The 24,800-nt window shown below is 71.2% G+C and carries 19 protein-coding genes; 7 read left to right on the top strand and 12 right to left on the bottom strand.

Annotated features, from left to right (window positions below):
- Positions 1–132: 132 nt before the first annotated feature.
- Complete coding sequence (locus ACFY2L_RS26785; RefSeq protein WP_390823639.1) at positions 133–1,491, bottom strand: FG-GAP repeat domain-containing protein; 1,359 nt, start codon at positions 1,489–1,491, stop codon at positions 133–135.
- 494 nt (positions 1,492–1,985) lie between these two features.
- Between ACFY2L_RS26785 and ACFY2L_RS26780 the strand changes: the two genes are divergently transcribed.
- On the top strand, positions 1,986–5,048 hold the full coding sequence (locus ACFY2L_RS26780) for an FG-GAP-like repeat-containing protein (RefSeq protein WP_390823638.1): 3,063 nt from the start codon (positions 1,986–1,988) through the stop codon (positions 5,046–5,048).
- Between the two features lie 197 nt (positions 5,049–5,245).
- Here ACFY2L_RS26780 and ACFY2L_RS26775 read toward each other — a convergent pair whose 3' ends face one another.
- Positions 5,246–6,580, bottom strand: a complete 1,335-nt coding sequence (locus ACFY2L_RS26775; RefSeq protein ID WP_390823637.1) for an MFS transporter — start codon at positions 6,578–6,580, stop codon at positions 5,246–5,248.
- The gene (locus ACFY2L_RS26770) at positions 6,580–7,176 is read right to left on the bottom strand and encodes an ArsR/SmtB family transcription factor (protein WP_390823636.1); all 597 of its coding nucleotides are present in this window, start codon (positions 7,174–7,176) and stop codon (positions 6,580–6,582) included. Before ACFY2L_RS26770 ends, ACFY2L_RS26775 begins: the two co-directional genes overlap by 1 nt.
- 266 nt (positions 7,177–7,442) lie before the next feature.
- Here ACFY2L_RS26770 and ACFY2L_RS26765 point away from each other — a divergent pair, with 266 nt between their 5' ends.
- On the top strand, positions 7,443–8,210 hold the full coding sequence (locus ACFY2L_RS26765; protein WP_390823635.1) for a hypothetical protein: 768 nt from the start codon (positions 7,443–7,445) through the stop codon (positions 8,208–8,210).
- Positions 8,211–8,287: 77 nt separating this feature from the next.
- Here ACFY2L_RS26765 and ACFY2L_RS26760 read toward each other — a convergent pair whose 3' ends face one another.
- Positions 8,288–9,106, bottom strand: a complete 819-nt coding sequence (locus ACFY2L_RS26760; RefSeq protein WP_390823634.1) for a thioesterase family protein — start codon at positions 9,104–9,106, stop codon at positions 8,288–8,290.
- Complete coding sequence (locus ACFY2L_RS26755; protein WP_390823633.1) at positions 9,103–10,527, bottom strand: MFS transporter; 1,425 nt, start codon at positions 10,525–10,527, stop codon at positions 9,103–9,105. Before ACFY2L_RS26755 ends, ACFY2L_RS26760 begins: the two co-directional genes overlap by 4 nt.
- A 53-nt stretch (positions 10,528–10,580) precedes the next feature.
- On the opposite strand from ACFY2L_RS26755, the gene ACFY2L_RS26750 reads away from it, so the two are divergent.
- On the top strand, positions 10,581–11,078 hold the full coding sequence (locus ACFY2L_RS26750) for a winged helix-turn-helix transcriptional regulator (RefSeq protein WP_390823632.1): 498 nt from the start codon (positions 10,581–10,583) through the stop codon (positions 11,076–11,078).
- Between the two features lie 155 nt (positions 11,079–11,233).
- On the opposite strand, the gene ACFY2L_RS26745 is transcribed toward ACFY2L_RS26750, so the two are convergent.
- Positions 11,234–11,806, bottom strand: coding sequence for a dihydrofolate reductase family protein (locus tag ACFY2L_RS26745; RefSeq protein ID WP_390823631.1), 573 nt, complete (start codon positions 11,804–11,806; stop codon positions 11,234–11,236).
- Positions 11,807–12,152: 346 nt separating this feature from the next.
- Between ACFY2L_RS26745 and ACFY2L_RS26740 the strand changes: the two genes are divergently transcribed.
- Entirely contained in the window at positions 12,153–12,965 is an 813-nt protein-coding gene (locus ACFY2L_RS26740) for a class I SAM-dependent methyltransferase (protein WP_390823630.1), read from the top strand.
- A gap of 188 nt (positions 12,966–13,153) precedes the next feature.
- Here the strand turns inward: ACFY2L_RS26740 and ACFY2L_RS26735 are convergent, their stop codons facing one another.
- On the bottom strand, positions 13,154–15,721 hold the full coding sequence (locus ACFY2L_RS26735; RefSeq protein ID WP_390823629.1) for an AAA family ATPase: 2,568 nt from the start codon (positions 15,719–15,721) through the stop codon (positions 13,154–13,156).
- On the bottom strand, positions 15,721–16,368 hold the full coding sequence (locus tag ACFY2L_RS26730) for a hypothetical protein (protein WP_390823628.1): 648 nt from the start codon (positions 16,366–16,368) through the stop codon (positions 15,721–15,723). Before ACFY2L_RS26730 ends, ACFY2L_RS26735 begins: the two co-directional genes overlap by 1 nt.
- 408 nt (positions 16,369–16,776) lie before the next feature.
- On the opposite strand from ACFY2L_RS26730, the gene ACFY2L_RS26725 reads away from it, so the two are divergent.
- Together ACFY2L_RS26725 and ACFY2L_RS26720 are read left to right on the top strand one after the other, a co-directional pair.
- Positions 16,777–17,559 carry an MEDS domain-containing protein gene (locus tag ACFY2L_RS26725; RefSeq protein WP_390662121.1) on the top strand — a complete coding sequence of 261 codons (783 nt, stop codon included), beginning with the start codon at positions 16,777–16,779 and terminating at the stop codon, positions 17,557–17,559.
- Complete coding sequence (locus ACFY2L_RS26720) at positions 17,556–18,509, top strand: anti-sigma factor RsbA family regulatory protein (RefSeq protein ID WP_390662122.1); 954 nt, start codon at positions 17,556–17,558, stop codon at positions 18,507–18,509. The genes ACFY2L_RS26725 and ACFY2L_RS26720 overlap by 4 nt, the downstream gene beginning before the upstream one ends.
- Positions 18,510–18,725: 216 nt before the next feature.
- Here the strand turns inward: ACFY2L_RS26720 and ACFY2L_RS26715 are convergent, their stop codons facing one another.
- From ACFY2L_RS26715 to mmsA, 3 genes are all read right to left on the bottom strand, one after another.
- On the bottom strand, positions 18,726–19,835 hold the full coding sequence (locus ACFY2L_RS26715) for a substrate-binding domain-containing protein (RefSeq protein WP_390662123.1): 1,110 nt from the start codon (positions 19,833–19,835) through the stop codon (positions 18,726–18,728).
- 252 nt (positions 19,836–20,087) lie between these two features.
- The gene (mmsB, locus tag ACFY2L_RS26710; protein WP_390823627.1) at positions 20,088–21,386 is read right to left on the bottom strand and encodes a multiple monosaccharide ABC transporter permease; all 1,299 of its coding nucleotides are present in this window, start codon (positions 21,384–21,386) and stop codon (positions 20,088–20,090) included.
- Entirely contained in the window at positions 21,383–22,933 is a 1,551-nt protein-coding gene (gene mmsA, locus ACFY2L_RS26705; RefSeq protein WP_390662125.1) for a multiple monosaccharide ABC transporter ATP-binding protein, read from the bottom strand. Before mmsA ends, mmsB begins: the two co-directional genes overlap by 4 nt.
- A gap of 215 nt (positions 22,934–23,148) precedes the next feature.
- Between mmsA and ACFY2L_RS26700 the strand changes: the two genes are divergently transcribed.
- Positions 23,149–24,417 (top strand): ROK family transcriptional regulator, encoded by a 1,269-nt coding sequence (locus ACFY2L_RS26700; protein ID WP_390662126.1) that lies wholly within the window; start codon positions 23,149–23,151, stop codon positions 24,415–24,417.
- Positions 24,418–24,447: 30 nt separating this feature from the next.
- On the opposite strand, the gene ACFY2L_RS26695 is transcribed toward ACFY2L_RS26700, so the two are convergent.
- Positions 24,448–24,789, bottom strand: a complete 342-nt coding sequence (locus ACFY2L_RS26695; RefSeq protein WP_390823626.1) for a hypothetical protein — start codon at positions 24,787–24,789, stop codon at positions 24,448–24,450.
- Between the last annotated feature and the right edge of the window lie 11 nt (positions 24,790–24,800).

The following is a 24,800-nucleotide window of genomic DNA, read 5'->3' as shown; positions in this document are numbered from 1 at the left end:
GGCGCCGGTGGTGGGGGGGGCCGGGGGGGGGGGGGCGGGCCCCCGGGGGGCCCCCCCCCCCCGCGCGGGCGGGGGGGGGGGCGCCCCCCCCCCGCCCCCCCGGGGGGGGCCCCCCCCCCCCAAGACCGGCGGTCACACGGCTCGGTCCCGGGACCAGACCACGACGCTGTCGGACTCGAACACGGTGAACACGGCCTCGTTGCGCGGCGGCCACCGGCGGTCGAGATCGGTGACGAGGGCGCCTCCGGCCTGACCGGCGGCGGTGGCGAGGACATGGGTGTCGAAGGTGCGGTCGTCCCTCTGCTCCAGCCAGAACAGCCGGTCGTCACCGTCCCCGGACACCAGCAGGTCGATGTCCCGGTCCCCGTCCAGGTCACCGCTGCCGAACACACCGGGCGCGGCTTGCCCGGCCCGGCCGCGCGCGACGATCCCCGTCGACAAGGGGGTCGTGGTCCACGGGGAACGCGGGTCGGCCGGCACGGAGAACGAGACCACCTGGGAAGCCGGATCGGTCGAGCCCGGCGGGAAGACGGTGTTGGTGTGATTGGAACCGACCCACACGGTACGACCGTCGCCGTGCAGGTTGCGCACGGGCCGCAGCTGGATCGCCCTGCCCTGCGTGGTGTCGATGACGTGCGGTGTGAAGCCGCCCACCGGGTGGTCCGGACCCGGGGCCGTGGTGCGCTCCAGCCACATGAACGCTGCTCCCGGCTCGAAGTACTGCGCGGAGGCCACGTCCAGGTCGCCGTCGGAGTCCACGTCCGTGACGACGGGGAGGGCACCCCCACCGGGTGCGAGGTCGACCGGCTCCCGGCTGAAGCGGTCGGGCCCGTCGACGCCCCGGAACACCTGGATCCAGGCGCTGGCCGGGGGACGGCCCTCGATCCTGGCGACGGGCTGCGCGGACTCGCCGACGGTCACCAGGTCCTTGCGGCCGTCGCCGTCGAAGTCGACGAGGACGGCGCGGTGGTAGAAGAGCGGAGAGCTGCCCGGCGTCACGATGTCATGACGCTTCCAGACGCCGTCGGCACGGTGTTCCCACCAGGTGAGGGATCCGCACAGTGCGGCGCAGCGAATGAATCCGCCCGGGACCACGATGTCGCGGTCGCCGTCCCGGTCGACATCGGCCACGCCCGGTTCGTTGGGGAAGGGGATCGCGGCGTCGGTGTCGAACACCAGCTGCTTCGACCAGGCGTCGAGCGCTCGTCCGCTCTGCTGGTAGACGGCGAGCCGGCCGGCCGCCGGGGGGATCGGCGGGCCTCCCGGAACGGCCTCGAATCGGCCGAACCCCGTCACCACGAGTTCCTGACGGGCGTCCCCTTCGATGTCACCCGCCACGGCGAAGGCCGCACCGGGCAGAGAGGCGTCGACCGTGTGCGCGGAGAACGACGCCGGTCCGGGAGGAGCCGGGGACGCGTCGGCGGGGACGGCCGCACAGAAGGAGGCCAGGGCGATGATCATCGTCGTTCCCGAGCGGGTCAGCCTGTGCAAGGAGCCTCCTCGGTTTGATGTGTACATGACATAATAGAGGGCGACCGCCCGGCGGACCCGGATTCCGCGCGGTGGATCGGGGAGCTCCAGGAAGAACTCCGCCGGCCTTGTCCCCCCACCGCCCGACTCGCCGATGCCCCGGCAACCCGCGTCCGACCTCAGACGTCGATGATCCGCCACCGCTCCTCGTCCGCGTTCTTCCACGGCCGGGTGACGACCTGGTAGTCCTGGGAGGGCAGTTCGTAGGCGTCGAGAGACCGGCTGTTGCTGGCCTCCTGGATCGTGTACGTGCCGTTGGCGGACGGCAGGGTGATCGAAAGACTCTCTAATGGACTGTCAAGTCACTGTAGGATCAGTGCACTTGCGGGACGGGTGTGCTGGGGGAGAGGCACCGGGAAGCGGTGCACGCCCCGTCCCGGGTGGGGGAGAGGGTCCAGTTGGCTCGTCATGCCCGTGTACGTCCGAGTCTTGTCGCCGCCGTCGCGGTCGTATCCGTGTCGGTGGCCGTGGGCCCGGCCTCCTCGCCCGTGTCGGCCGATGCCGGAACGTTCAGCGACGCCACGATCCCCGCGACCCTGCGCGCCACACCGGGCCCCGGCTCGGTGGTGAGTGCCGGGCCTTCCGGGTTCCTGCACTCCGCCACTACCGCGAACGGCTCCTCCGCACTGGAGTGGACGGGCACGGACGGCTCGACCCGCGTCTTCGAGGGCACGCAGGCGCACGACCCCGTGGAGTACTTCGGAACGGCGTCGGACGTGGTGGCGCTGCCGCCGAGCGGGGGGACGGGCGACGTCTCGCTGCGGAACATGGCCACCGACGAGACCACCACCGTCACCGTCCCCGCGGGGCAGAAGTACGGCAGAACGATCGGCACCACCGTGGTGACCCAGGTCGGCGCCGGCGCCGACGGGAAGTGGACCGGGTTTCATCTGCTGAGCAGTGCGGACGGGACCACGGTGGACCGTCGCGTGACGGGCCTTCCGGAGGGGGCCCACGTCCTCGACGCCGGGCGTGCCGGTGTCCACGGGTTCCTGTCCCTTCTGAAGGTCCCCGGGGAGGACGTCGGACAGTACGCCTGGATCGATCTGCGCACCGCGCAGGCGACATTGCTGCCGTACGGCACGGTGTACGGCAATTCCGTGGTGACCGCTCATCATCTGGTCACCCCTCAGGCGGGCGGCGTACGGATCTACGAGCAGGGCCGGTTCGACGCGCCCGTGCGCGAGGTCCAGGTCGGCCTCAGGGACGCCAAGGTCCTCGGCGTCGTCGGCGACTCGCTGATCGTGGGCCGCCATGACCCTTCGCTCGGTCAGAAGGAATCCCAGGCGTCCGTCTGGAAGGTCGTCGCCGTCCCCTTCGACGGCTCCGGCGAGCGGACGCTCCTCGCCCGCGCGGTGGCCGACCGTGTCGCCGTCCGGCCGGACGGCGGCGTTCAGATCGTCGGCGGCCAGTCGGCGGAGGACTACGGCTACCAGGACATCACCGCCGGGGCGGACGCCGCACCGCACGCGACGCGTGTCCTGCGCATCCGGCCGGTCCCGATGCAGCTCCAGCGCCTGACACTGGATCACGGAACGCTCAGGACCGTGGAGTACGGCGATCAGGCCACCTCCGCGTACGAGCGCCCGCTCACCGGTGCCGCGCCCGGATACGGCGAGCGCACGCGGGCCGGCGGCCTGCCCGCCCCGTACGACAGGTGCAGCACCGCCTACGGGCTGTGCCCCGAGCCGTATCCCACCGGGGACGGCCGGACCGTCTACCGAGGGGCAGTGAGCACGGACGGCGGACGGCAGCCCAAGCTGCTCGTCGTCGGCAAGGGCGGGACGTTTCCCGGCACACCGATCGAAACGGGCCTGCAGGATTCGTTCAGCAGCTCCGAGGCGCAGACGAGGATCGTGGGGGCATCCGGGAACCTGGTGCTGGTCGACGGGACCCCCGCGGGCGGCGCCCGGGAACTCCGTGTCGTCGACATCGACTCCGGCGAGATCCTGCACAAGGAGCCGTACCGGACGGGTGCGATCTGGGGGACCACGGTGTGGTCCTCGGCCCCGGGCGGCGCGGTGACCGCCAAGGACGCGCGCACCGGGACCCCGCTGACCTCCTTCACGGTGAGCACCGCCTGCTCCTCCATGGTCGAACTGCAGGCTGTCGGACGGTGGTTGTACTGGAAGTGCAACGTCAGCGACGCTCCGTACGCCGCGGGTGTCTACGACCTCCAGGCCAGGAAGAGCATCCCGCTCCCCACCGGGCAGGCCCACCTCGGCGACGGTGTCGTCGCCGTCCGGGGCGAGCGAGGGCTGGGCGTCTACGGGCTGTGGACCGGGGCGGCCGTCCAGTGCTGGACCACCGACACCGCCGGGCTCGTGGCGCTCGACCCGCGCACCGGTGATCTCGCGTACTCCACGCCGGACCAGGCCGTCCATGTCCTGACCACCGGGCGGCCGGAGGCGGCGCTGGTCTCTCCCTACCGGAGCGTCACCACGCGGGTGGAGACGGACGCCACCCCGGTCTCCTGGCGCGGCGCGTGGTGGCTGTCCGAACCGGTGGCCTCCTGGAAGGTGGAGATACGTCAGAAGGTCTCGGGCCGCGTGGTGGCCACGCGCGACGGCGGACCGGCCGCCTACTCGATCGCGACGACGTGGGACGGCCGTGACACGGCAGGCGGACTGCTGCCCAACGGCTCGTACACCTGGACGCTGACGGCTGTGCCGGCGGACGGGCAGGGCGCGGCACTGGTCCAGTCCGGCACCGTCCGGCTGACGGGAGGCGCGGCGGTGCGGCGGGACCATGTCGGCGGCTCGTCGCTGCCCGACGGTGCCGGCGACCTCCTGACGCTCAACTCCTCGGGAACGCTCACCTTCCACCAGGGGGACGGGGCCGGGAAGCTCTCCGGCACGGTGTCGGCGAGCGGCTGGCCGGCCTCGGTCAGAGCGGTGCCGTTCGGCGACCTGAGCGGGGACCGCTGCAACGACGTCCTGGTCCGGCTGAGCAGCGGCGCCCTGCGCCTGTACAAGCCGGCCTGCGGGGCGGCGCTCAAGCCGTCGACGCCGTACACCACCCTCGCCGGCAGCGACTGGAACCAGTACGACGTCCTGACCGCACCGGGTGACGTGACCGGGGACGGCCTCCCCGACCTGGTCGCCCGCAACGCCTCGACCGGTGCCGTCTACCTCGCCAAGGGCACCAGCACCGGCAAGCTCTCCTCCCGCGTCAAGCTCTACGACAACGGGAAGGGCTACAAGAAGATCGTCGGCGCCGGAGACCTCAACGGCGACGGCATCGGCGACCTCCTCCTCCAGGACAAGGCCGACAACCTCTACCGACTGAACGGCACGGGCAAGGGCACCTTCACCTCCCGGGTGAAGATCACCGCCGACTGGGGCGGCTCGTACGACGCGGTCGTCGGCGTCGGGGACATCACCGGTGACGGCACGTCCGACATCGTCGCCCGGGACACCGCGGGACACCTCTACCGGCAGAACGGCACCGGCAAGGGCACCTTCGGCTCCCGTACGAAGATCGCAAGCGGCTGGGCCGGGTACAAGGGCCTCTTCTAGTCCGGTGACGGGCGCCTGCCATGCCCCCGCGCGGAGGGCATCGCCGGGGGCATGGCGACGGCCGGATCGGCAGGACGCCCGGCGGCGAGGTCCCGCCGCACTCCGGGCGTCGACGTCCAGGCCGGCCGTGCGGGCGGGAACGGCGAGACCGGCACCCGGCCGGGCTGAACGTCGGCGGGCGACCGGATCACCGGCTCCTACGAGGCCGATGGGGTGGCGTCCGCCGGGGTGGCCGGATGGACCGACCCGGCCCGTCCTCTGCCGCGGTGGCGGTCCATCTCCCGCCACTCCGGGCGCAGACCCGCGAGATGGGTCGTGAGGAAGTACACGACACCGGCGGCCACCAGTACCGGTCCGAGACCCGCGCCCGCCACGGCGGCGCCGCCGAGCAGGCCACCCAGGGGAATCCCGGCCCAGGTGAGGGCCTGCCCGATACCGCGAACCCTGCCCACCATCTCCGGCGGGATCCGTTCATACGTGACCGCCCCGATGATCGGGTTGAGGAAGCCTCCCCCGAGACCGCCGATGCCCATGACCACCGCAACGGCCCACAGCGGCGCCCCGGACGCGAGGACGAGGAACCGCGGCGCCCCCGTGACGAGCCAGCCGAGGAAGAACACCGGCCGACGCCGCAACCGGTGCGCCACCGCCGCGGCGACGAGGCTGCCGACGGTCCCCGTGACGCTGAACGCGGCCCACACCAGTCCGATCGCGGCAGGTCCGTGGCCGGACTCCTTGGCCCACACCGGCACGAACACGGCCGCACACGCGGCGTCCAGCAGATTCGTGACGCCGATCATCGCGCAGAGCGTCAGCAGCAGCGGCTCCCCGCGCAGGAACGCGAAGCCCTGTCGGAGGCTGTGCCAGTAACCGCCTTCCGCAGCACTTACGCCCCCTCCTCGCTCCGCGGGGCGCCCGTGCGGTCGTCCCATACCGCGTGGCAACGCCACGGCGACGACCAGCGAACCGAGGACGAAGCAGGCCGCGTTGACTCCCAACCCGGCCATCGGGCCCACCAGCGCCACCAGTGCGCCGCCGACGGCGGGCCCCACGGTCCCGGACAGGCGCTCGACCACGCCCTCCAGCCCGGTTGCCCGCTCCAGCGGCACCTGGCTGCGCTCCGCCGCCTCCGGGATCATGACGTCCTTCGCCAGGTCCCCAGGGCTGCGGACAGCGCCGATCACCGCGACCAGGGCCAGCAAGACCCCGAACGACAGCATGCCCCCGGCGTGCAGCAGAGGGATCAGCAGGGCGACAGCCGCACTGACCACATCCGCGACCCAGGAGATCCGGCGCGGCCCGACCCGGTCGACCAGCGGCCCGGTGAAGGCCTTGATCGCCACGTAGGGGCCCATCTCACAGAACGCGACCAGACCGGTCTGCGTGGCACTGCCGGTCGTGACGAGCACGAACCACGGAATGGCGATGGCCGAAATCCTCGTGCCGCTCTGCGCGACGAGCAGCGCCGTGAGAATCCCCGCGAGCGGCCGCAACCGCGCCCGGCCGGCCACGCCTGTCCCCCTGGACGACATCAGCTCTCCGCCTCCTGCTCGGCGATGTCGGCATCCGGCAGCACATGGACGTTCACCCATACCCGCTCGGCGCCTTCCGGCTCCTCGCCGTGCGGAGCCCGCCGGTACCGGTCGATCACGGACCAGATCTCATCCCGCATCTCCCGTGCCTCCGCGGGAGTGAGCCGCAGGGCGGTGTCGCTCATGTCGAACGTGTCCCGCCACGGCCGCGGCAGCGTCTGGAGACCGTTGAGCGCTTGCTGGGTGCGCAGGGTGTACGCGTTGTGCACCGACTGCAGATACGCCAACGCCGCCTCAGGCTCCTGCTCCGCGAGGTCCTCGGAGTGGAAACGGGTCAACTGGTGCACCGAACGCCACCAGCGCTCCCGCGCGTTCCCCCGCTCCGCGTCCTCGGCGACGAAGCCGGCCGCGGCGAGCTGGCGCAGGTGGTAGCTGGTCGCCCCGGAGTTCAGGCCCAGCCGGTCGGCCAACTGCGTGGCGGTGGCGGGTCCGTGGAGCCGCAGCAGACCAAGCAGCTGCACGCGCACGGGGTGAGCCAGAGCACGCAGGCCCTTGGCATCCAGGACGACGGACTTCTCCGCGGGAATCTCTGCCATGCACATGCACGTTAAACCACAAACGACTCTTTGCAAAGGCTCCTTTGTGAAGGGTGGAGGGAAAGGCCACCGTCGGTCAGGTGAAGACCGGCACCGCCTCCTTCCGGTCTCCCCCGCACTCACCTGCGCGCACGGTCGGGCGCTGGAGTCGAGAGGTGCGTTGATCTACCGGGCGGCAGCCATGTGCTGCCGCAGGCGGTGCAGGGCGCCTCGTGAAGAGGTCGCCCCAGCAGGCATACCCGACTCACCCACCGGAGATCCGCACCATGACTGCTCGGCAACCCCTCACATACGACGCGTTCGTCGAACTCGCTGCCGCTGATCCGGCCGTCGTCGGCCTCGTCCTCAAAGGGTCCCAAGCCCACGACGGCATGGCCACGCCGTACTCCGACCACGACCTGTACGTGGTCGTCGCCGACGACGCCCGCACCGATCTGACCCGGTTCGCGGGCCACCGCAGCGCCGAGCTCGACCTCGTCATCGTCACCCTCACGGAGTTTCGTGAGGCCGGGACGCCCGGTGGGGAACGCCACGCCCTCGCCCGTGCCCGGATCGTGCTGGACCGCCGTGACGGCGACATCGCCCGGATCCTCGCCGAAATGGCCCGCCTGGGTGCCGAGGAGGCGTTCCAGGACGCAGGTGGCTGGCTGGACGCCTACGCCAACTCGCTCTACCGCTCCGTCAAGAACCACCGGGACGGCTTGACTCTCGCTGCTCGTCTCGACGCCGCCGACAGCATCCGGTTCCTGCTCGAGCTGCTCTTCGCTCTCGAACGCCGCCCCCGCCCCTACAACAAGTACCTGGAGTGGGAACTCGCCCGGCACCCGTTGCCGGGCTGGGACACCGGCGCGCTGCTCCGTGCCGTGGACCTCATCTCGGCCACGGGCGACGCATCCCGGCAACGACACCTCTTCGCCCTTGTGGAGACGGCGGCCCGAGAAGCCGGGCACGATGCGGTGCTGGACGCATGGGGCGACGACCTCGATCTCATGCGACCGCTGCCGGAAACCGACTGCTCACGGCCTTCGCTGTGAACGTCGAGCGTTCTCGGAGTCGCCCTCGACCACCCCGGGATTCCCGGCAGAGCCGAGCTCGGAGCCCGTTGCCGGCCCTATGTGAGTCGGATGGCTGCGAGTTGGTGTGACTGGGCGACGAGCCGGCCGGTGCTGTCGCGGATGGTGCAGGTCTCGTCCACGCGGCCGTGGGCGACGGCGTTGGCGTGCAGGGTGATGTGCACGGGCCCGGGTGCGGGGAGGGCGCGGACGTAGGTCGACAGCGAGATGGTCGGTACCCAGCCGGTGAGCTGGATGTCGAACGTCGCGGGCGGGAGTACGTCGGCGGCCAGGAGCAGGGCGAGCGGGTCGAACGCCGGTGTGCCGGGGAGGTCGAGCCAGCCGCGGACCTCGCCGAGCCCGCGGGGTTCACCGGTGGCGAATCCCAGTGAGTCGGGCTCGATGCGGACCTCGATCTGATCGAGGAGGTCGACCGGGAAGACGTCTTTGGGGGGCTGGAATCGCGCGCATTCGGCGTACGGGCGCCCGGGCGGCGGTTGATTGCCGGGCAGCCAGGTTCTGGAAGCCGGTTCGCTCGTGAGCGTGGCGAACACCGCGAGGGTCTCCACGCAGGGCTCGTCTTCCTGGCTGATCCGGGTGCGGACGTGGGTGGTGGTACGTCCGACGCGGAGCACCTCGGTGGTGACGCTCACCTTGTCGGGGCGGGGTGTACGGATGAAGCTGCTGGTCGCGCTCACGAGGTGCGGATGCGGTGCGGCGGCGCCCGCCGCGTGGCCCGCTGCGCGGCCCGCGATGGCCTGGAGGCAGCCCCCGCCGGGCTTGCCGACGACCGTCCACAGCGGGTCCAGGTCGGCGGTGAACGTCCCCTGACCCGTCTGCGTGACCGCCGTGGCCTGGGCGAAGGTGCGCGGGCTCATGACGCTGCCTCGGCGGCGGGGTGTGCCGGAGCCGGAGCCGGCGCCGGCTCCGGCTCCGGTGCCGGTGTCATGAGCGGGGCGCTGAGCGCTCCGGCCGCCGCGACCGCGGCGAGCAGCCACCACGCGTGCTGGAAGGCGGTGTGTGCCGCGTCGTATGTGGTCGGGGTGCCGAGGACGGCGACGACGAGGCTGACGCCGAGGGCCGTGCCGATCTGGCGGCTCATGCTGACGATGGCGCTTCCGGTGGCCGCCTGGGACGCGGGCAGGTCGGCCGTGGCGGCCGACAGGATGCTCGGCAGGGCGAGGCCGACGCCGGCGCCGCCGATGAGCCAGCCGGGCAGGAGCTCGCCGGCGTAGTCGGGGGTCGCGCCGACCTGGGTGGCCACGACGACGCTGCCCAGGCCGCACAGCAGGCATCCTGCGGAGACGATGACGCCGACGGGCAGGCGGCGTGCCAGGCGCGCGGACACGAGGGCGAACGGCGGGACCATCAGCGGCCCGGGCGCGACCGCGAAGCCGGTCTCGATGGCCGAGAAGTGCCAGACCTCCTGCATCCACAGGATGTTCGTGAGCAGGGCCGCGGCGAAGGGGACGGTGAACAGCAGTGCCGTGACGTTCGACCAGGCGAAGGCCTTCACGCGCATCAGCGCGGGGGCGATGACCGGGGCGGGGTGGCGTGCCGAGGACAGCAGGAACGCGGCCAGGGTGACGGCCGTGACGATCCAGGCCGCGTTCGTTCTGCCGCTGGTCCAGCCCCATGACGGCCCTTGCACGATGGCGAGGGAGAGGGCGCCGACCGAGGAAGCCAGCAGGATCGCGCCGACCAGGTCGGGGTTGCGGGTGATCGAGGTGTCGCGCGAGTCCGGCACCCACACGACGGCCGCGACCAGAGCCGCGACGCCGACGGGGACGTTCACGAGAAACACCAGCTGCCAGGACGCTTCCACCAGCACGCCGCCGACGGCCGGGCCGAGCGCGGCGGCCAGGGCCCCGACGGCGGCCCAGATGCGCACCCACGCGGCGCGACGCTCCGGTGGTGCCGAGGCGACCACGAGACCCAGGCTCGCGGGGGTCAGGATGGCGGCGCCGACGGCCTGGAGCGCCCGGAAGCCGACCAGGGCCCAGATGCTGCCGGCCGCCCCGCACGCCGCGCTCGCGGCGGTGAAGAGGACGAGGCCGATGAGGAAGCCGCGCTTGCGGCCGTACCGGTCGGTGAGCCGGCCGGCCGGCACCAGCAGGGCCGCGAAGAGGATCGCGTACGCGTTCAGGACCCATGCGAGATCGGTGATCCCCGTCCCGCGGAAGTCGTCCCCGATGGCGTCGAAGGCCACGTTGACGATGAAGACGTCCAGGCTCGCCATGAACGCGGCGAGCGTGAGCACGAGCAGGATCAAGCCCGAGCGCTGACTTGTGTTTGCCATAGCCAGGCAACGTAGATGGCTGACTATGCCCTACGCAAGTTAGGGTGGGGGATGTGACCCAGAACGCTGCGACCTTCGAGGACCGGCTGGCGGATCGGTCGACCTGGCGCATCGGGGACAACTGCCCGATCGCCAAGGCGCTGGACGTCGTCGGCACCCGCTCGGCGATGCTCATCCTCCGCGAGGCCTTCTACGGCACCACCCGCTTCGACGACTTCGCCCAGCGCGTCGAGATCACCGAGGCCGTCGCCTCGGCCCGCCTGCGCGAACTCACCGCCGCGGGCATCCTCACCCGGGTGCCGTACCAGGACCCGGGACAGCGCACCCGGTACGAGTACCAGCTCACCCCGATGGGCCGGGACCTCGCGCCCGCGGTGATCGGGCTGTACGACTGGGGAGCCCGGTACCTCTCGCCGGGGGGCCGGGCGCCGCTCCTGCTCACCCACCAGGAGTGCGGCGCGCCGGTGCAGTCGGAGCTCATCTGCCGCGACGGACACCCCGTGACCATGCCCGAGGTGATCATTCGCGCGGGAACGAAGCACTCGGACTAGGCAGTTCCGTTCGGATCGGCCGGTCGTCGACCCAGCCGTGCCCTGAAAATCGTGCGCGCCCACCAGCACGCGGCCGGGGTCCGCGAAAGGGACCCGGCCGACGAACCCGCCGAGCACGTCCGGGACGCGACGGCAGGGCGGGTGCGGGAGCCCTGTCAGCGGACGACGTCGAAGACGTTCTTCTGCAGACCGTTGGGGTAGACCTCGTGCTCGACGAGCTTCAGCTTCTGGGTGTCCTTGTCCGTGGCGCTGAAGAGCCGCTTGCCCGCTCCGAGCAGGAGCGGAAAGACGAGCAGGTGGTAACGGTCGATCAGGCCGGCGTCCGAAAGGGCCTGGTTCAGGGAGGCGCTGCCGTGGACGATGATCGGGCCGCCCTCGGTCTCCTTCAGCGCGGCGACGTCGTCGAGCGAGCGCAGGACCGTCGTCTCGCCCCAGTTCGACACCAGGTCGTCCTCGGTGAGGGTGGTGGAGACGACGTACTTCGGCATCACCCTGTAGCCGGCGAAGTCCTCCATGCCGGGCCACACCGGACTGAACGCCTCGTAGCTGGTCCGGCCCATCAGCATGGCGGTGGCTTCCTTCTGTTCCCGGCCCTTGATCTCGAATGCCTCGGGGAGGAACTCGATGTCCTTGAAGGTCCACCCGGAGTTCCGGTAGCCGGGCTCGCCGCCCGGGGCTTCCACGACGCCGTCGAGCGAGATGAAAGCGGTGCTGATCAGGGTACGCATCTGAAATTCCTCGGTGTCTCGTGTCCGGTTCTCAGAGGATTCGGTCGGTGCACGCCTCGGCCGCACTCGCGGCTGAGGCGCACCAGCCATGATCTCTGACTGCGGATCATGGAGAAACTCATCGGCCGTCGCCGTTCCTCCCGGCAACCTCGGCCTCCGGACCAGCTCGGGCAGCCACACACGTGCCCACACGAAACCGCCTGGGCCCGTGCGCTCGTCGGCCGACAGTCGCCCGGGCAACCGGGTTCCGAGTGCTTCCTCCGCTGTATCCACTCGACCGGGGCCGCCGCCCGGCAGGCTCGCGTCGCTGCGACCCCGGAGGCCCCGGGGCGGGGATCGTGGTGCCATGAACAGGCAGCCGTTCGACGTGTGGGCGGTCGGAGCCGCGTACGAGCGGTACATGGGCCGGTGGAGCCGGCTTGTCGCGCGGGAGTTCGCGGCGTGGCTCAGCTGCGAGGACAAGCTGCGGTGGGTGGACGTGGGATGCGGTACCGGGGTGCTGTCGGCCGCGGTGACGGCCCGGTGGCGGCCTCGGACGATGGTGGGAATCGACCGGTCCGAGGGGTTCGTGGCGGCGGCCCGCACCACGGCGCCGGTCTCCGCGCACTTCATCGTGGCGGACGCGATGCGGCTCCCGGTACGTGACGGAGCGTGCGATGCGGCCGTCAGCGGCCTCGCCCTGAACTTCCTTCCCCTACCAGCCGCGGCGGTGGCGGAAATGGCCCGGGTGGTCCGGCCGGGCGGCCTGATCGCGGCGTATGTGTGGGACTACGCCGACGGCATGGGGTTCCTTCGCCGCTTCTGGGACGCCGCCGTCCAGGTGGATCCGTCCGCCGCCGCGCTGGACGAGGGCCGCCGGTTCCCCGTGTGCCGTCCGGAGCGGCTGCGCGCGGTATGGGCCGAGGCGGGGCTGGTCGATGTGTCGATCGCGTCGATCGAGGTGGCCACGGTCTTCACCGACTTCGCCGACCTGTGGAACCCCTTCCTCGCGGGGCAGGGCCCCGCACCGGGCTACGTGGCCGCCCTCACTCCGGCCGGCCGGGAGCGCCTGCGTGAGGCGCTCAGCGCGGCCGTCCCCACCGAGCCGGACGGTTCCATCGCGCTCACCGCCCGGGCCTGGGCGGTGAGCGGCCGGAAGGTCCATGCCGAGGCGACCTGAGGGCCGTGTCGTCGGATCGTTCGGGCCATCGGAAGACGGTCGGCCGCCGTGCGGGGCCGCCACGTGCTGAGACGTCCGAGCGCCGCGATCGGTCAGCCGACCGCGTGGGGCCCCGGAGGCCGGTCGACCGACGCGGGAACGGCCTCGCCACCACCCCTCCGGCCGCTCCGCCCGCCGCAGCCCCCGGATCACCGCGGGCGTCTCGGCCGTCGCCATCGACGTTTCCCCGGCGGCCGAGCCGCACCGGGCTGCTGTGCGGCCGTGAGGAGGTCGGCGATGCTGTCCATGACACGCGGTCCGACGTCAGCGGCGCTCGGCCGCAGCACGTGCTCCGCCTCGGTCAGCAGGGGCACCGCCTCGTCCCGCCGGCCGGCGGCCAGCAACGCGCCGGCCAGTCCGACGGCGGCGAGGGCCTGACCACGACGGTCCGCGAGCTCCTCCCGGACGGCAACAGCCTCGCGGTGGACGTCCACGGCCTCAGCGGCCTGACGCGTCTCCACCAGGGCGTCACCCAGATCGTCCAGGATCTCCACCAGCGGGATCAGCCGCCCGTCGCCGCGGCAGCGAGAGGCCGCGTCGCCGAGCACACGCACGCCGTCGTCCGCCCTGCCGCAGTTGACCAGACTGTTGCCCCAGAGGGCTGATGCCTCCACCGGATGCGCACAGGGGCCTTCACGCTCGTCCACGACGTCACGGAGCGCGGCCTCCACGTCGACCCGTCGGTACTGCTGATCCACCGCCGCCACCAACGTGTCCAGCGCCTCGAGTTCACCGCGTACGTGTGTGACGCCCGACGCGGCCAGGCGGCTCGCACGGGACACCGTCTTCCACAGCACCGTCAGCGCCACGGCCTCGTTCTCACGTGCTCCGAGACCGCTCTGCAGCGTCGCCCCTCGGTGGAGAGCCGAGCAGGCCTCCAGGAAGCGGTGGGCACGGGCCAGTGCGACACCCTGGCGGTGCAGCGACGCGGCCCACCGGATCTGGTACTCGGGGCGCACAGGACCCCGGGTCATGAGGTCGTACCACTGGCCGTCGTCCACGTAGAGGGCACTGGCCGCCCGATGAGCGGCAGCGGCCCGTAGGTGGAGATGGGCACCGAGCTGGACGGCGGCGCGTCGTTCGTGCGCGGTGGCGAGGAGATGGCGGTAGCGCGTCGGATTCCCGAGCAGTACCCGGTACCGGCGGCCCTGGGGGTCGGTTCGTTCCTCCTCCGGCGGCTGCCGGCTCAGCCCTTCGTATGCCGCCGCTGCCTTCCCGAGCACGGCCTCGGCTTCTTCGAACCGGCCGAGTCGCCCGAGCACCTCACCGCAACCCAGCAGAGCCCGTGCCAGCGCTTCCCGGTCGCCGAGGGCCTGGGCAGCCGTGACGCAGCGATCGACGAGGGCGAGTGTCTCGTAGGGGCGATCCGCGCGGGCCAGGTGCGGCAGGACGGTGCGGGCGGCCGAGAGAGTGCCGGGGGCGCCGGGGTCGGCTGCCCCGAGGAGCACGGCCACCAGGTTCTCCCGGTCCTCCAGCAGCAGGTTCTCGTCCTCGGTACCGTCGGCGTCCCCCTGCTCACCCCGGGGATCGTGTCCTTTGCGGGCGGCCGGAGAGACGGCCTCACGCTCGTACGTCTCCAGAAGGCAGGAGACCGCGAGCGAGTTCCGGCCGGCGCTTCCGGCGTCGTCGCGCTCCCGCAGGCATTGCCGGACCAGTGGATGCATCACGTACCGGACCTCGCCGCCCGGACCTGTGGTCGGCGCGACCAGACCGGCTCGGGCGAGCTCCGTGACGCGGGCGGGCGGCACGGCCGGCGTTCCGCCCCATGCCGTCAGATGGATGCGGCCGAGGTCGGGTCCGGGGTGCCGAGCCATGCGCACGGCCATACGGCCGTCGCTCTCCGGAAGGCCGGAAAGGACCAGGTCCACGCTCGCGCGCACCGCCGCGCGGGCCCGGCCGTCCGGCTCCACCGGATCGGACACCCGATCGTGCGCTCGCGCTACGGCGCGCTCGGCCGCGCGCCCGTCCGACGCCGCCGCTCCGGCGGCCAGTTCTGCGGCCAGGGGAATGCCGTCACACAACCGGGCCAGGGCGGCGACGTCGTCAACAGACAGACTGGACCGCCCGTTCCGGGCCGCGACAGCGGTGATCAACTCCTCCGTGTCCGTGCACGACAAGGCGGTGAGCTCGACGGCGGTGAGAGAACCGAGGGCGGCCGGTCGGCCGCGTGCGGTCGCGAGCAGCCGGTGACCGGTTCCGGGTGGCAGCAACTCCTCGGCAGACGGCACCTCTTGGATGTCGTCGAGGAGGAACAGGACGCGCCTGCCGGCCGCGCTCTGCCGGGTCAGCCACTTCCGCAGGAAGGCGGCCTTCTCCTGCTCGGTCAGCTCCGCACCGTCGGGAAGGAGCTGCGTCGCCCGCAGAATCGCGCTGGTCATCTGGGCCGTCGTCGTGTGCCCCTCGCCGCAACTCCCGCGTGCTTCAAGGAACAGAGACCCGCCGGTGAACCAGCCGGGGCGCCCCAGAGCGAGGCGGGCGACGGCGCGAGCCAGTGCCGTCTTGCCCGTGCCGCCGGGGCCGTGCACCAGGCAGCCGGGGACCGCCGAGTCCGGCCCCAGGAGATCCAGCAGCGTCGCCGTTTCACCGGCGCGCCCGACGAGGCCACCCCGCGACCCGGTTCCCTGGGACCGCAGCACGTGTACCCGCGGCTCTCCCCAGCGCTCCTTCACGCCCACGACCATCCCCTCGTCGTCCCTGCCCAGCCCGACGAAGCCCACTACGCGAGCTGTCGCGGCGGCTGGTGGCTGACCCGAAACGGCTTGCCGTCGTCGTCCACGACCACCGTGTGCGTCTCGCCCTGGCTGACCACCTCGAGCTCCAGGTGCCAGTCGACGCACTGGCTGCCGGTGTAGGCCATGACCTGGAAGACCTCGGGTTCCGTCTGTGTCACCACGTACGGGAAGTCGGGCGAGCCCTGAGGGACGAGGCGGGGCTCGTCTGCGTCGAGGTCCGCGAGGAACGTCCGGCACGGCAACGGCGCCTGCTGCGGACCCGGCGCGAGATCCAGCGCCGGTCGTCGACCGTCCACGACAACCCTGAGCCGTCGTAGCACCACGGCGTGCGGTACGAGTCCCTCGGCACTCATGCGGACGTGACCGCAGTGCACCTGGCCTCCCGTCCCGCCCCGCCGTCGCAGGGTGAGCTCCTGGTGGGTGAAGACCGTGTGGACGGCGATCGGAGCGGCGTCCCCGAGGATCAGCTTCTGCCCCTTGCCGATCCCTGACGTGACGAGTCCCTGAACCGTTCCGGCTATCGCCGCGGTCAGCCCGGCCGCGACGGCCGCCCAGCCCAGGGCGGACAGTTCCGGCACCCGGAACAACGACGCGACGACACCCGCGACGAGGCACAGCAGGCCGAGACGCACAGCAAGTGGCGTGTGGCGACGACCAGTTGACCGCGAGATCCGCTCAGGCAGCACATCGGCTACTGTGACACGCGACGAAGCCGGTGCGCAGCACCACGGACCGCGAGCGTCGAGGGTCTCCCCGTCGGCACCCCGGACGCCGGCCCGAGCGGATCGCCTTCCCGCCGGGACCGATCCACGACTCGATCAGGGGTACTCCTCCCCGGACTCGACCGCGCCGAACTCGACGGACTGCCGTGACCCGAACAGGCGGATGCGGACATATGCGCGCCCGCCGATCCCGGGCCTGGGGGTCGGCCGGAGAAGCCGGCGGCCGGTTCGGGACCGTCGCGGCGCTGTGGCCGCGGCCCTGGAGCCGGGGGGCGTGCTTGTCGTTAAGGTGGGCATGCGAGAGGAGGGGAGGAAGCGGTGAGAGCGACACGCACGTTGGCGACCCTCGACGAGGTCGGCTGTGGCGACCACGTCTGTCAGCTGCTGGATCCTGCGGACGACGTCATGGATCGCAGCCGGGCCTTCGTCGCGGACGGAGCTCTCTTCGGCGACAAGGTGGTGATCGTCTCCCCGCTCCCGCAGGCCACGAGTGATCTCGCCTCCATGGTGCTCGATCCCGGCCGGCTGCAGGATTCCCTGCTCGCTGCGGTACGGCGCGAGGCCGCCAGTGCCGAGCGTGAGGGCTACCGCTCGCTGCGCGTGCTCCACCACGTGACCTCCGGCGGTTCCGCTGAGGGGCCGGAAGGGTTGCTGCGCTGCGAGCTGGACCTGGAGGAGTTCGCGGCGGACAGCGGGGCTCTGGTGGTGTGCGCCTACCAAGGTGGCGACTGGGACGCTTCTACACTGGAGAACGCCAGGTGTGTGCACCCTCACCACCTGGGCGGCCGTCCGGCGTCACCTTCGTTCCAGGTGTACCGGACGGGAAAGGACGGCTGGACGGTGAATGGGGTCATCGACGCCGACGGCGCCTCCGCCTTCGGCGCCATCCTGGGCACGCTGCTGCGGCAGACGGCGACGGTGCGTCTGCTGTGCCACGGCCTGGACTTCCTCGACGCCGCCGGGATGGGCGCCCTCGCCGGCGCGGCCGGACGTCTGCACGACCGCAAGGTGGTGCTGGAGGGGACGAACGAGACCGTACGCCTGGCCTGGGAGCTCTCCGGCTACGCGGACCCCTCCGTTCCGGTGGTGATGGCACCGTGACCACCTCCCGCCCCACTCCGGTCCCGTCCGGCGACGGATACCGGCACGAGCTGTACCCCTACCGCGGCCGGGACGAGTTCCTCGAAGGCACCGTGGGCTTCATCCGCGAAGCCCTCGACGGCGGCGAGGCCGTCGTCGTCGCCGTCCCCGAGGACAAGGCCTTTCTGCTGCGCGCCGAGATCCCGGACGACGGGGCGGTGCGATACGTCGACACCACGAGCGTGGCGCACCACCCGGGCCGGCTCATCGGCGCCTGGCAGGAATGGATCAAGGAGCATGCCGAGCAGGGGCGCCCCGTGCGCGGGATCGGCGAGTCACCGTGGAGCGAGGTCCGGTGCCGCGCCGAGCAGGAAGAGCTGCGCTATCACGAGTGGCTGCTCAACAAGGCCTTCGCCGCCGGTCCGGCCTGGTGGCTGCTGTGTCCTTACGACACCGCGGGGGAGTCGGCTGCGCTGGAGCAGATGGCCCGCTGCCACCCCGAGATCCGGGCGGACGGCCGTACCGCGTCCTCCACGGACTTCGACCCGGAGGCACCGTTCGACTTCGCCCCGCTGAGTCACCCCTGCGACCCGTACGACGAGTTCGCCTACGCCAGCGGTGACCTGCCGGCACTGCGGGAGAAGATCGCCGCCTGCGCCGAGCTGCACGGGCTGGGCGGCCGACGGCTGCGCGAGCTGCACCTGGCCGCCACGGAAGTGGCTGCCAACAGCATCCGTCACGGTGGAGGCCAGGGCGTCCTGCGGACGTGGAGCCAGAATCACCGTCTGGTGTGCGAGTTCCGTGACGCCGGCTACATCGCGGACCCTCTCGTGGGTCGGTCCCGGCCCAGCAGCACGCAGGTCGGAGGGCGGGGCCTGTGGCTGGCGCACCAGCTGTGCGATCTCGTCGAGATCCGTTCCATGCCGGATGAGGGGACCACGATCCGCCTGCACACCGAACTGCCCGGCTGAGCTGTCCACGGAGGGGATCCGCAGCAACCCGGCGCCCCCGCGCCCGCCGCGGACCCCTGACCGCCGCAGCCAGTCTCCACGACCGCGGCCGGACCGCGCCCGTCCTGCGCGCCTGCTCGCCTCACCCGTGGTTCCCGCCCGCGCGCGGCAGCCGCCCGGCTCCGGCAGGCGCCGGAAGGGGCGCCTGCCGGAGCCGGGCGACGGCGGTGGTCGGTGCTACTTGGTGAGAGGGGACAGCTTGGGGTCGTTGGCGTAGGCCTCGGCCGCGTTCTCCTTCGTCACGATCACGGGCGGCAGGAGGTAGGAGGGCACGACCTTGACACCGTTGTCGTACGACTTGGTGTCGTTGATGGTCGGCTTGTCGCCCTTCTGCAGGGACTTGACCATGGCGACGGTCTCCGCGACGAGCTTGCGGGTGTCCTTGTTGATCGTCGAGTACTGTTCACCGGCCATGATCGACTTGACCGACTCCACCTCGGAGTCCTGACCGGTGACGACCGGGACCGGCTTGCCGGCGCCCTTCACCGAGGTGAGGATGGCGCGGGCGAGGGTGTCGTTCGGGGACAGGACGCCGTCGAGCGTCTTCTTGCCGCCGTAGGCCGAGGTCAGCAGGGAGTCCATGCGCTGCTGGGCGTTCTCGGCCTTCCAGCCCTGGGTCGCGGTCTGCTTGATGTCGGTCTGCCCCGAGCCGACAACGATGTCGCCCTTGTCGATCAAGGGCTTGAGGACCTCCATCGCGCCGTCGAAGAACACCTTGGAGTTGTTGTCGTCCGGCGAGCCGGAGAACAGCTCGATCGTCCAGGGACCCTTCGGCTTCTTCGCCTTCATACCGTCGACCAGGGCCTGGCCCTGGAGCTGGCCGACCTTGAAGTTGTCGAAGGCGATGTAGTAGTCGACGTCCGGGGTGTTGGTGATGAGCCGGTCGTAGGCGATGACGGTGGCGCCCTCCTCCTTCGCCTGCTTCACCTGGGTGGCGAGCTGCGAGGCATCGGTCGCGCCGATGACGATGACCTTCGCGCCCTTGGTGACCATGGACGAGATCTGCGCCTGCTGGTCGGCGACCGTGGTCGAGGCGCCCGCGTACTGGACGTCCGCCTTGAAGCCCGCGTCCTCGAGACCGTCGGTGAACAGGTCACCGGCGAGCACCCAGTTCTCCGAGGTCTTGGCGGGCAGGGCGACGCCGATCAGGGAGTTCTTCGAGAAGCCCTTGCCGTCGGCGCTGTCGCTGCCGGTGGAGCCCTCGCGTTCGTTGGAGCAGGCCGTGCCCAGGGTGAGCAGGGCGGCGGCGCCGACGGCGGCGATGCTTCTGATGACGATTCTGCGCATGGTGGAGTGGAACCCTTCGTGCGTGCTGGTTGCCGGAGTGAGCGGTGTGCCGTCGAGCGCGGCTGAGGCGGTGCGGTTCGACCGCCGGACCGTGTGCCGGTGCCGGGTCGTGCTGGTTGCCGGGGTGGGACCGGACACCCGGCCCGTCAGGGGGCCGGATGTCCGGCCGTCGGGGGCGGGGTGAGTGAAGCGTTCGGGGAGACCGGTCGGTGAGCAGAGCGTCCGTCGTCGCCCGGTGAGCGGGCTCTGCGGTCAGCCCGCGACCTTGGTCTTGCCGGCGTCGGCCGCCGGGGCCGCAGGTGCGGCCGTGTCCGCCGGGTCGTCCCGGCTGAAGGGGCGGGTCAGCGTTCCGATGATCGAGAAGCGTCCCCGGCTCTTGTTGTAGACGTCGAAGGCGACGGCGAGCAGAAGAACCAGGCCCTTGATGATCTGGACCATGTCCGAGCCGACGCCCTCCAGTTGGAGGCCGTTGTTGAGCAGGGCCATGACCAGGCCGCCGACGATCGAGCCGCTGACGGTGCCCAGGCCGCCGGAGACGGCCGCCCCGCCGATGAACACGGCCGCGATGGCGTCCAGTTCCCAGCTCAGTCCGTCCTGCGGGCCGGAGGCCGAGGACCGGGCGACGAAGATCATGCCGGCGAGAGCGGCCAGCACCGACATGTTCATCATGACGAGGAAGTTGACCCGCTTGAGCTTCACGCCGGACAGTTCGGCCGCGCGGGCGTTGCCGCCGACGGCGTAGATGTGCCGGCCGCCGACGGTGTTGCGGGTGTAGTGCGAGTACGCCAGGACCAGGACGATCAGGATGATGCCGGAGATCGGCAGGCTGGTGCCGATCCGGCCGCCGGCGAACCGGAGCGTCGCGAAGACGATGACGCCGACCATGACGGCCAGACGGATGCCCGTGACCCACAGCGGCGCGAGGTCCGCCTGCATCTCGCGGCGGGTCTGCCGCGCCTTCCACTCGCGCCACACCACGCCCGCGCAGGCGGCCACCCCGAGCAAGAGCGTCAGGTTGTTGTACCCGGTGTCCGGTCCGACCTCGGGCAGGAAGCCCGCGCCGATCTCGCGGAAGCCCTCCGGCACCGGGACCGTATCGGCGTTGCCGATGTACTGGTTGCCGCCGCGGAACAGCAGCATCCCGGCGAGGGTCACGATGAAGGCCGGCACGCCGATGTAGGCGACCCAGAAGCCCTGCCAGGCGCCGATCGCCGCGCCGACGAGCAGGCCCAGCAGGATGCCGACGGGCCACGGAAGGTCGTACTCCTGCATGGCCTTGGCGACGACGATGCCGGTGAACGCGGCGACGGAACCGACCGACAGGTCGATGTGCCCGGCGACGATCACCATCAGCATCCCGATGGCCAGGATCAGGATGTACGAGTACTGGCTGACGACGGCGATGAGGTTGCCGGAGGTCAGTGTCAGACCGTCGGTCCAGATCTGGAACAGCAGGACGATGGCCACCAGGGTGGAGATCATCCCGAACTGGCGGGCGTTGGAGGTCGTGCCCCCGAAGAGGTTCTTCTGCAGGTCAGTTATTCGGCTCATGGAGTCGGGCTTTTCTTGGTAGCGGTCATCTGCTTCATCAGGACTTCCGGATCGGCGTCCGCGCGGGCCACGTCGCCGGTGACGGCGCCCTCGAACACCGTGTAGATGCGGTCGCACAGGCCGATCAGCTCGGGCAGCTCGGAGGAGATGACGATCACCCCTTTGCCCTGGGCGACGAGCCGCTGGATGATCCCGTAGATCTCGTACTTGGCCCCCACGTCGATGCCGCGGGTCGGCTCGTCGAGGATCAGCAGGTCGGGGTCGGTGAACATCCACTTCGCCAGGACGACCTTCTGCTGGTTGCCGCCGGAGAGCTTGACGACCCCCTCGTCGACGCTGGGCGTCTTGATGCGCAGGCTCCGGCGGTATTCCTCGGCGACGCGGTGCTCGCGCACCGGATCGATGACGCGACGCCGGGCGATCTTCGACAGCTTGGCGGCCACCATCGAGGTCTTGATGTCGTCCAGGAGGTTGAGCCCGATCGACTTGCGGTCCTCGCTGACGTAGGCCAGGCCGTGCCGGATGGCGTCGGAGACGGTCTTCAGCCGGATCTCCTCGCCGTCCTTGAAGACCTGCCCCGACAGCCAGGTGCCGTAGGACCGGCCGAACAGGCTCATCGCCAGTTCGGTGCGGCCCGCGCCCATGAGTCCCGCGAAGCCGACGATCTCCCCGCGGCGGACGTGGAACGACGAGCCCTTGCACACCATCCGCTCGTCCGACGTCGGATGCCGCACCGTCCAGTCGCGTACCTCGAAGAAGACCTCGCCGATGTCGGGCGTGCGGTCGGGGAAGCGGCTGTCGAGCTCGCGGCCGACCATGCCGCGCACGATGCGGTCCTCGTTGACCCCGTCGGCCTTCACGTCGAGGCTCTCGATGGTGCGGCCGTCGCGCAGGATGGTGATCGTGTCGGCGACCGCCTCGATCTCGTTCAGCTTGTGCGAGATCATGATCGAGGTGATGCCCCGCTCGCGGAAGCCGCGCAGCAGGTCGAGCAGATGCCGGGAGTCGGCCTCGTTGAGGGCGGCGGTGGGCTCGTCGAGGATGAGCAGTTTGACGTCCTTCGCGAACGCCTTGGCGATCTCGACGAGTTGCTGCTTGCCGACACCGATGTCCTTGATGAGCGTGTCGGGGTCCTCGCGGAGCCCGACCTGCTCCATCAGTTCCAGGGCCCGGCGCTGGGCCGTCTTCCAGTCGATGGCGCCGCGGCGGCGCGGTTCGTTGCCGAGGAAGAGGTTCTCGGTGATCGACATGCCGGGCACCAGGGCCAGTTCCTGGTGGATGATCACGATGCCGGCCTGTTCGCTGGCCCGGATGCCGGCGAAGCGGACCGGCTCACCCCGGTAGACGATGTCCCCGGTGTAGCTGCCGTGCGGGTGCACCCCGCTGAGCACCTTCATGAGCGTGGACTTGCCGGCGCCGTTCTCGCCGCAGATCGCGTGGATCTCACCTTCCCGCACGACGAGACTGACGTCGGCGAGCGCGGTGACGCCGGGGAAGGTCTTGGTGATCGACCGCATCTCCAGCAGGTTCGGGGCGGTGGGCGTCATGAGCGGTGCTCCCCACCGCCGGGGACGCGCGGAGGCGTCCCCGAGTCTTCGGGCCTGCGGCCTTGCATGGACATCAACTTGCCTCCGATGGCACTGCCCTGTGCCGTCGTGTCCGAGATTTCGTCTGCGGGACCGGACACTAAATCCATTTGTTTTACTAAGTCAATGGGCCGCGAGAGATAGGTTTGGCGTGGGGTAACGAGAGAGGACCGTGCGTGCGGCAGGCAGGAACGAACCTTCCCAAGGTCGGGCGATACAACCGGGCTGTCGTCCTGGACCAGATCCAGCTCGCCGACGGCATCAGCCGGGTCGAGATCGCCGAGCACACCGGCCTCACGCCGCAGACGGTGTCGGGGATCGTGCGCCGGCTGCTCGACGAGGGCATCGTGCGGGAGGACGGCGCGAGCAGGGTGTCCAGCGGCGGCAAGCCCCGCACCACCCTGCGCATCAACGCCGACGCGGGCAGCGCGGTCGGTCTGCACTTCGACCCCGTGGAGCTCAGCTGCGCCGTCGTCGACCTGCTCGGCCGGCCGCTCGTCGTCAAGAAGCGCCCCACGCATCCCGGCGACGACCCCGCCCAGGTCGTCAAGGCCATGGCGGAGCTCGTCGCCGACGTGCTGACCGAGACGGGCGTCGACCGCGCCAAGGTCCTCGGACTGGGGCTCGCCACCCCCGGGCCCATCGACCCCGAGCAGGGCGCGATCGTCGGCGCGCCCCAGCTGGCCCGCTGGACGCGGGTGCCCGTGCAGCACATGCTGAGCGAGGCGACCGGCCTGCCGGTGACCCTCGACAACGACGCCACCGCCGCCGCCGTCGGCGAGCGCTGGTCCGGTGCGGGCCGGGGCGTCGCCGACTTCGCGTACTTCTTCTTCGGCACCGGCGTCGGCGGCGGCCTCATCCTCAACCACCAGGTGTACCGGGGCGGTTCACTCAACGCGGGCGAGTTCGGGCACTCCTCGGTGCTGCCCGACGGCCCGGAGTGCTACTGCGGCAACCGGGGCTGTCTGGAGGGGCTCGTCAACCCGACGGCCATCGTCGCCGAGGCGCACCGCAGGCTCGCCGCAGGACCGCACCCGGACAGTGCGCTGGCCGCGACGTTCGCCCGCGATCCGCAAGCCGTCGACCACGCCGCCATCGGGACGGCCGCGGCGGCCGGCGACCCGCTCGCCGCGGCCGTCATCGACGAGGCCGCGGAGCACGTCGCCTCGGTCGCGGTCGACATCGTCAACTTCATCGACGTGGACCTGATCGTCCTGGGAGGGCACGGCATCCAGCACGTCGAGTCCCGGTACGTCGAGATCGTCGCCGCCGCGCTGAGGAGCCGCCCGCTGTCCCGGCATGTGCGGGTCGTCGACGTCGAGGCATCCTGGCTCGGCACGGACGCTGCGGTCGTGGGCAGCGCGGCCCTCGTCCTGCACGCCACGTACTCCCCGCAGCTGTCGGCACTGCTGGGCACGGGCATGGTTCCCGGCGGAAGACGCTAGCCGGGCCGCTCGGCCGTCCGGCTCACGAGCTCACGATCCGGAACGCGGGCCCAGCGCGCTGTGCTGCACCACACCTGAGGGAAGATCGCTGTCCCCGGCAGCCCGGGCCGTCAGGACCACGAGCCCGGCCCGCAGGTCGGCAGCCGGCTCGCCGAGGACGATCGCACTGATGACCAGCTCCATCATCAGGCGATCGTAGGCCTCGCCCGGGCTCCGACAGCACCGCTCGTCGGTCTCCACCACAGCCGAGACGATCCTTCTCCCACCACCGGCCACGGGGGCGAAGGACGCCTCGAACACGCCGCGGCCGGTCCAACTCCGGTGCATGAACGCGACATCGGCTTCGACGAAGACGTTCCACTTCTCATCCATGTCCCGGTACG

This window comes from Streptomyces sp. NPDC001381 (assembly GCF_042895685.1).
Lineage (GTDB): Bacteria > Actinomycetota > Actinomycetes > Streptomycetales > Streptomycetaceae > Streptomyces.
Note: the sequence above shows the minus strand (reverse complement) of the source record. Positions and strands in the feature narration are given on the sequence as shown.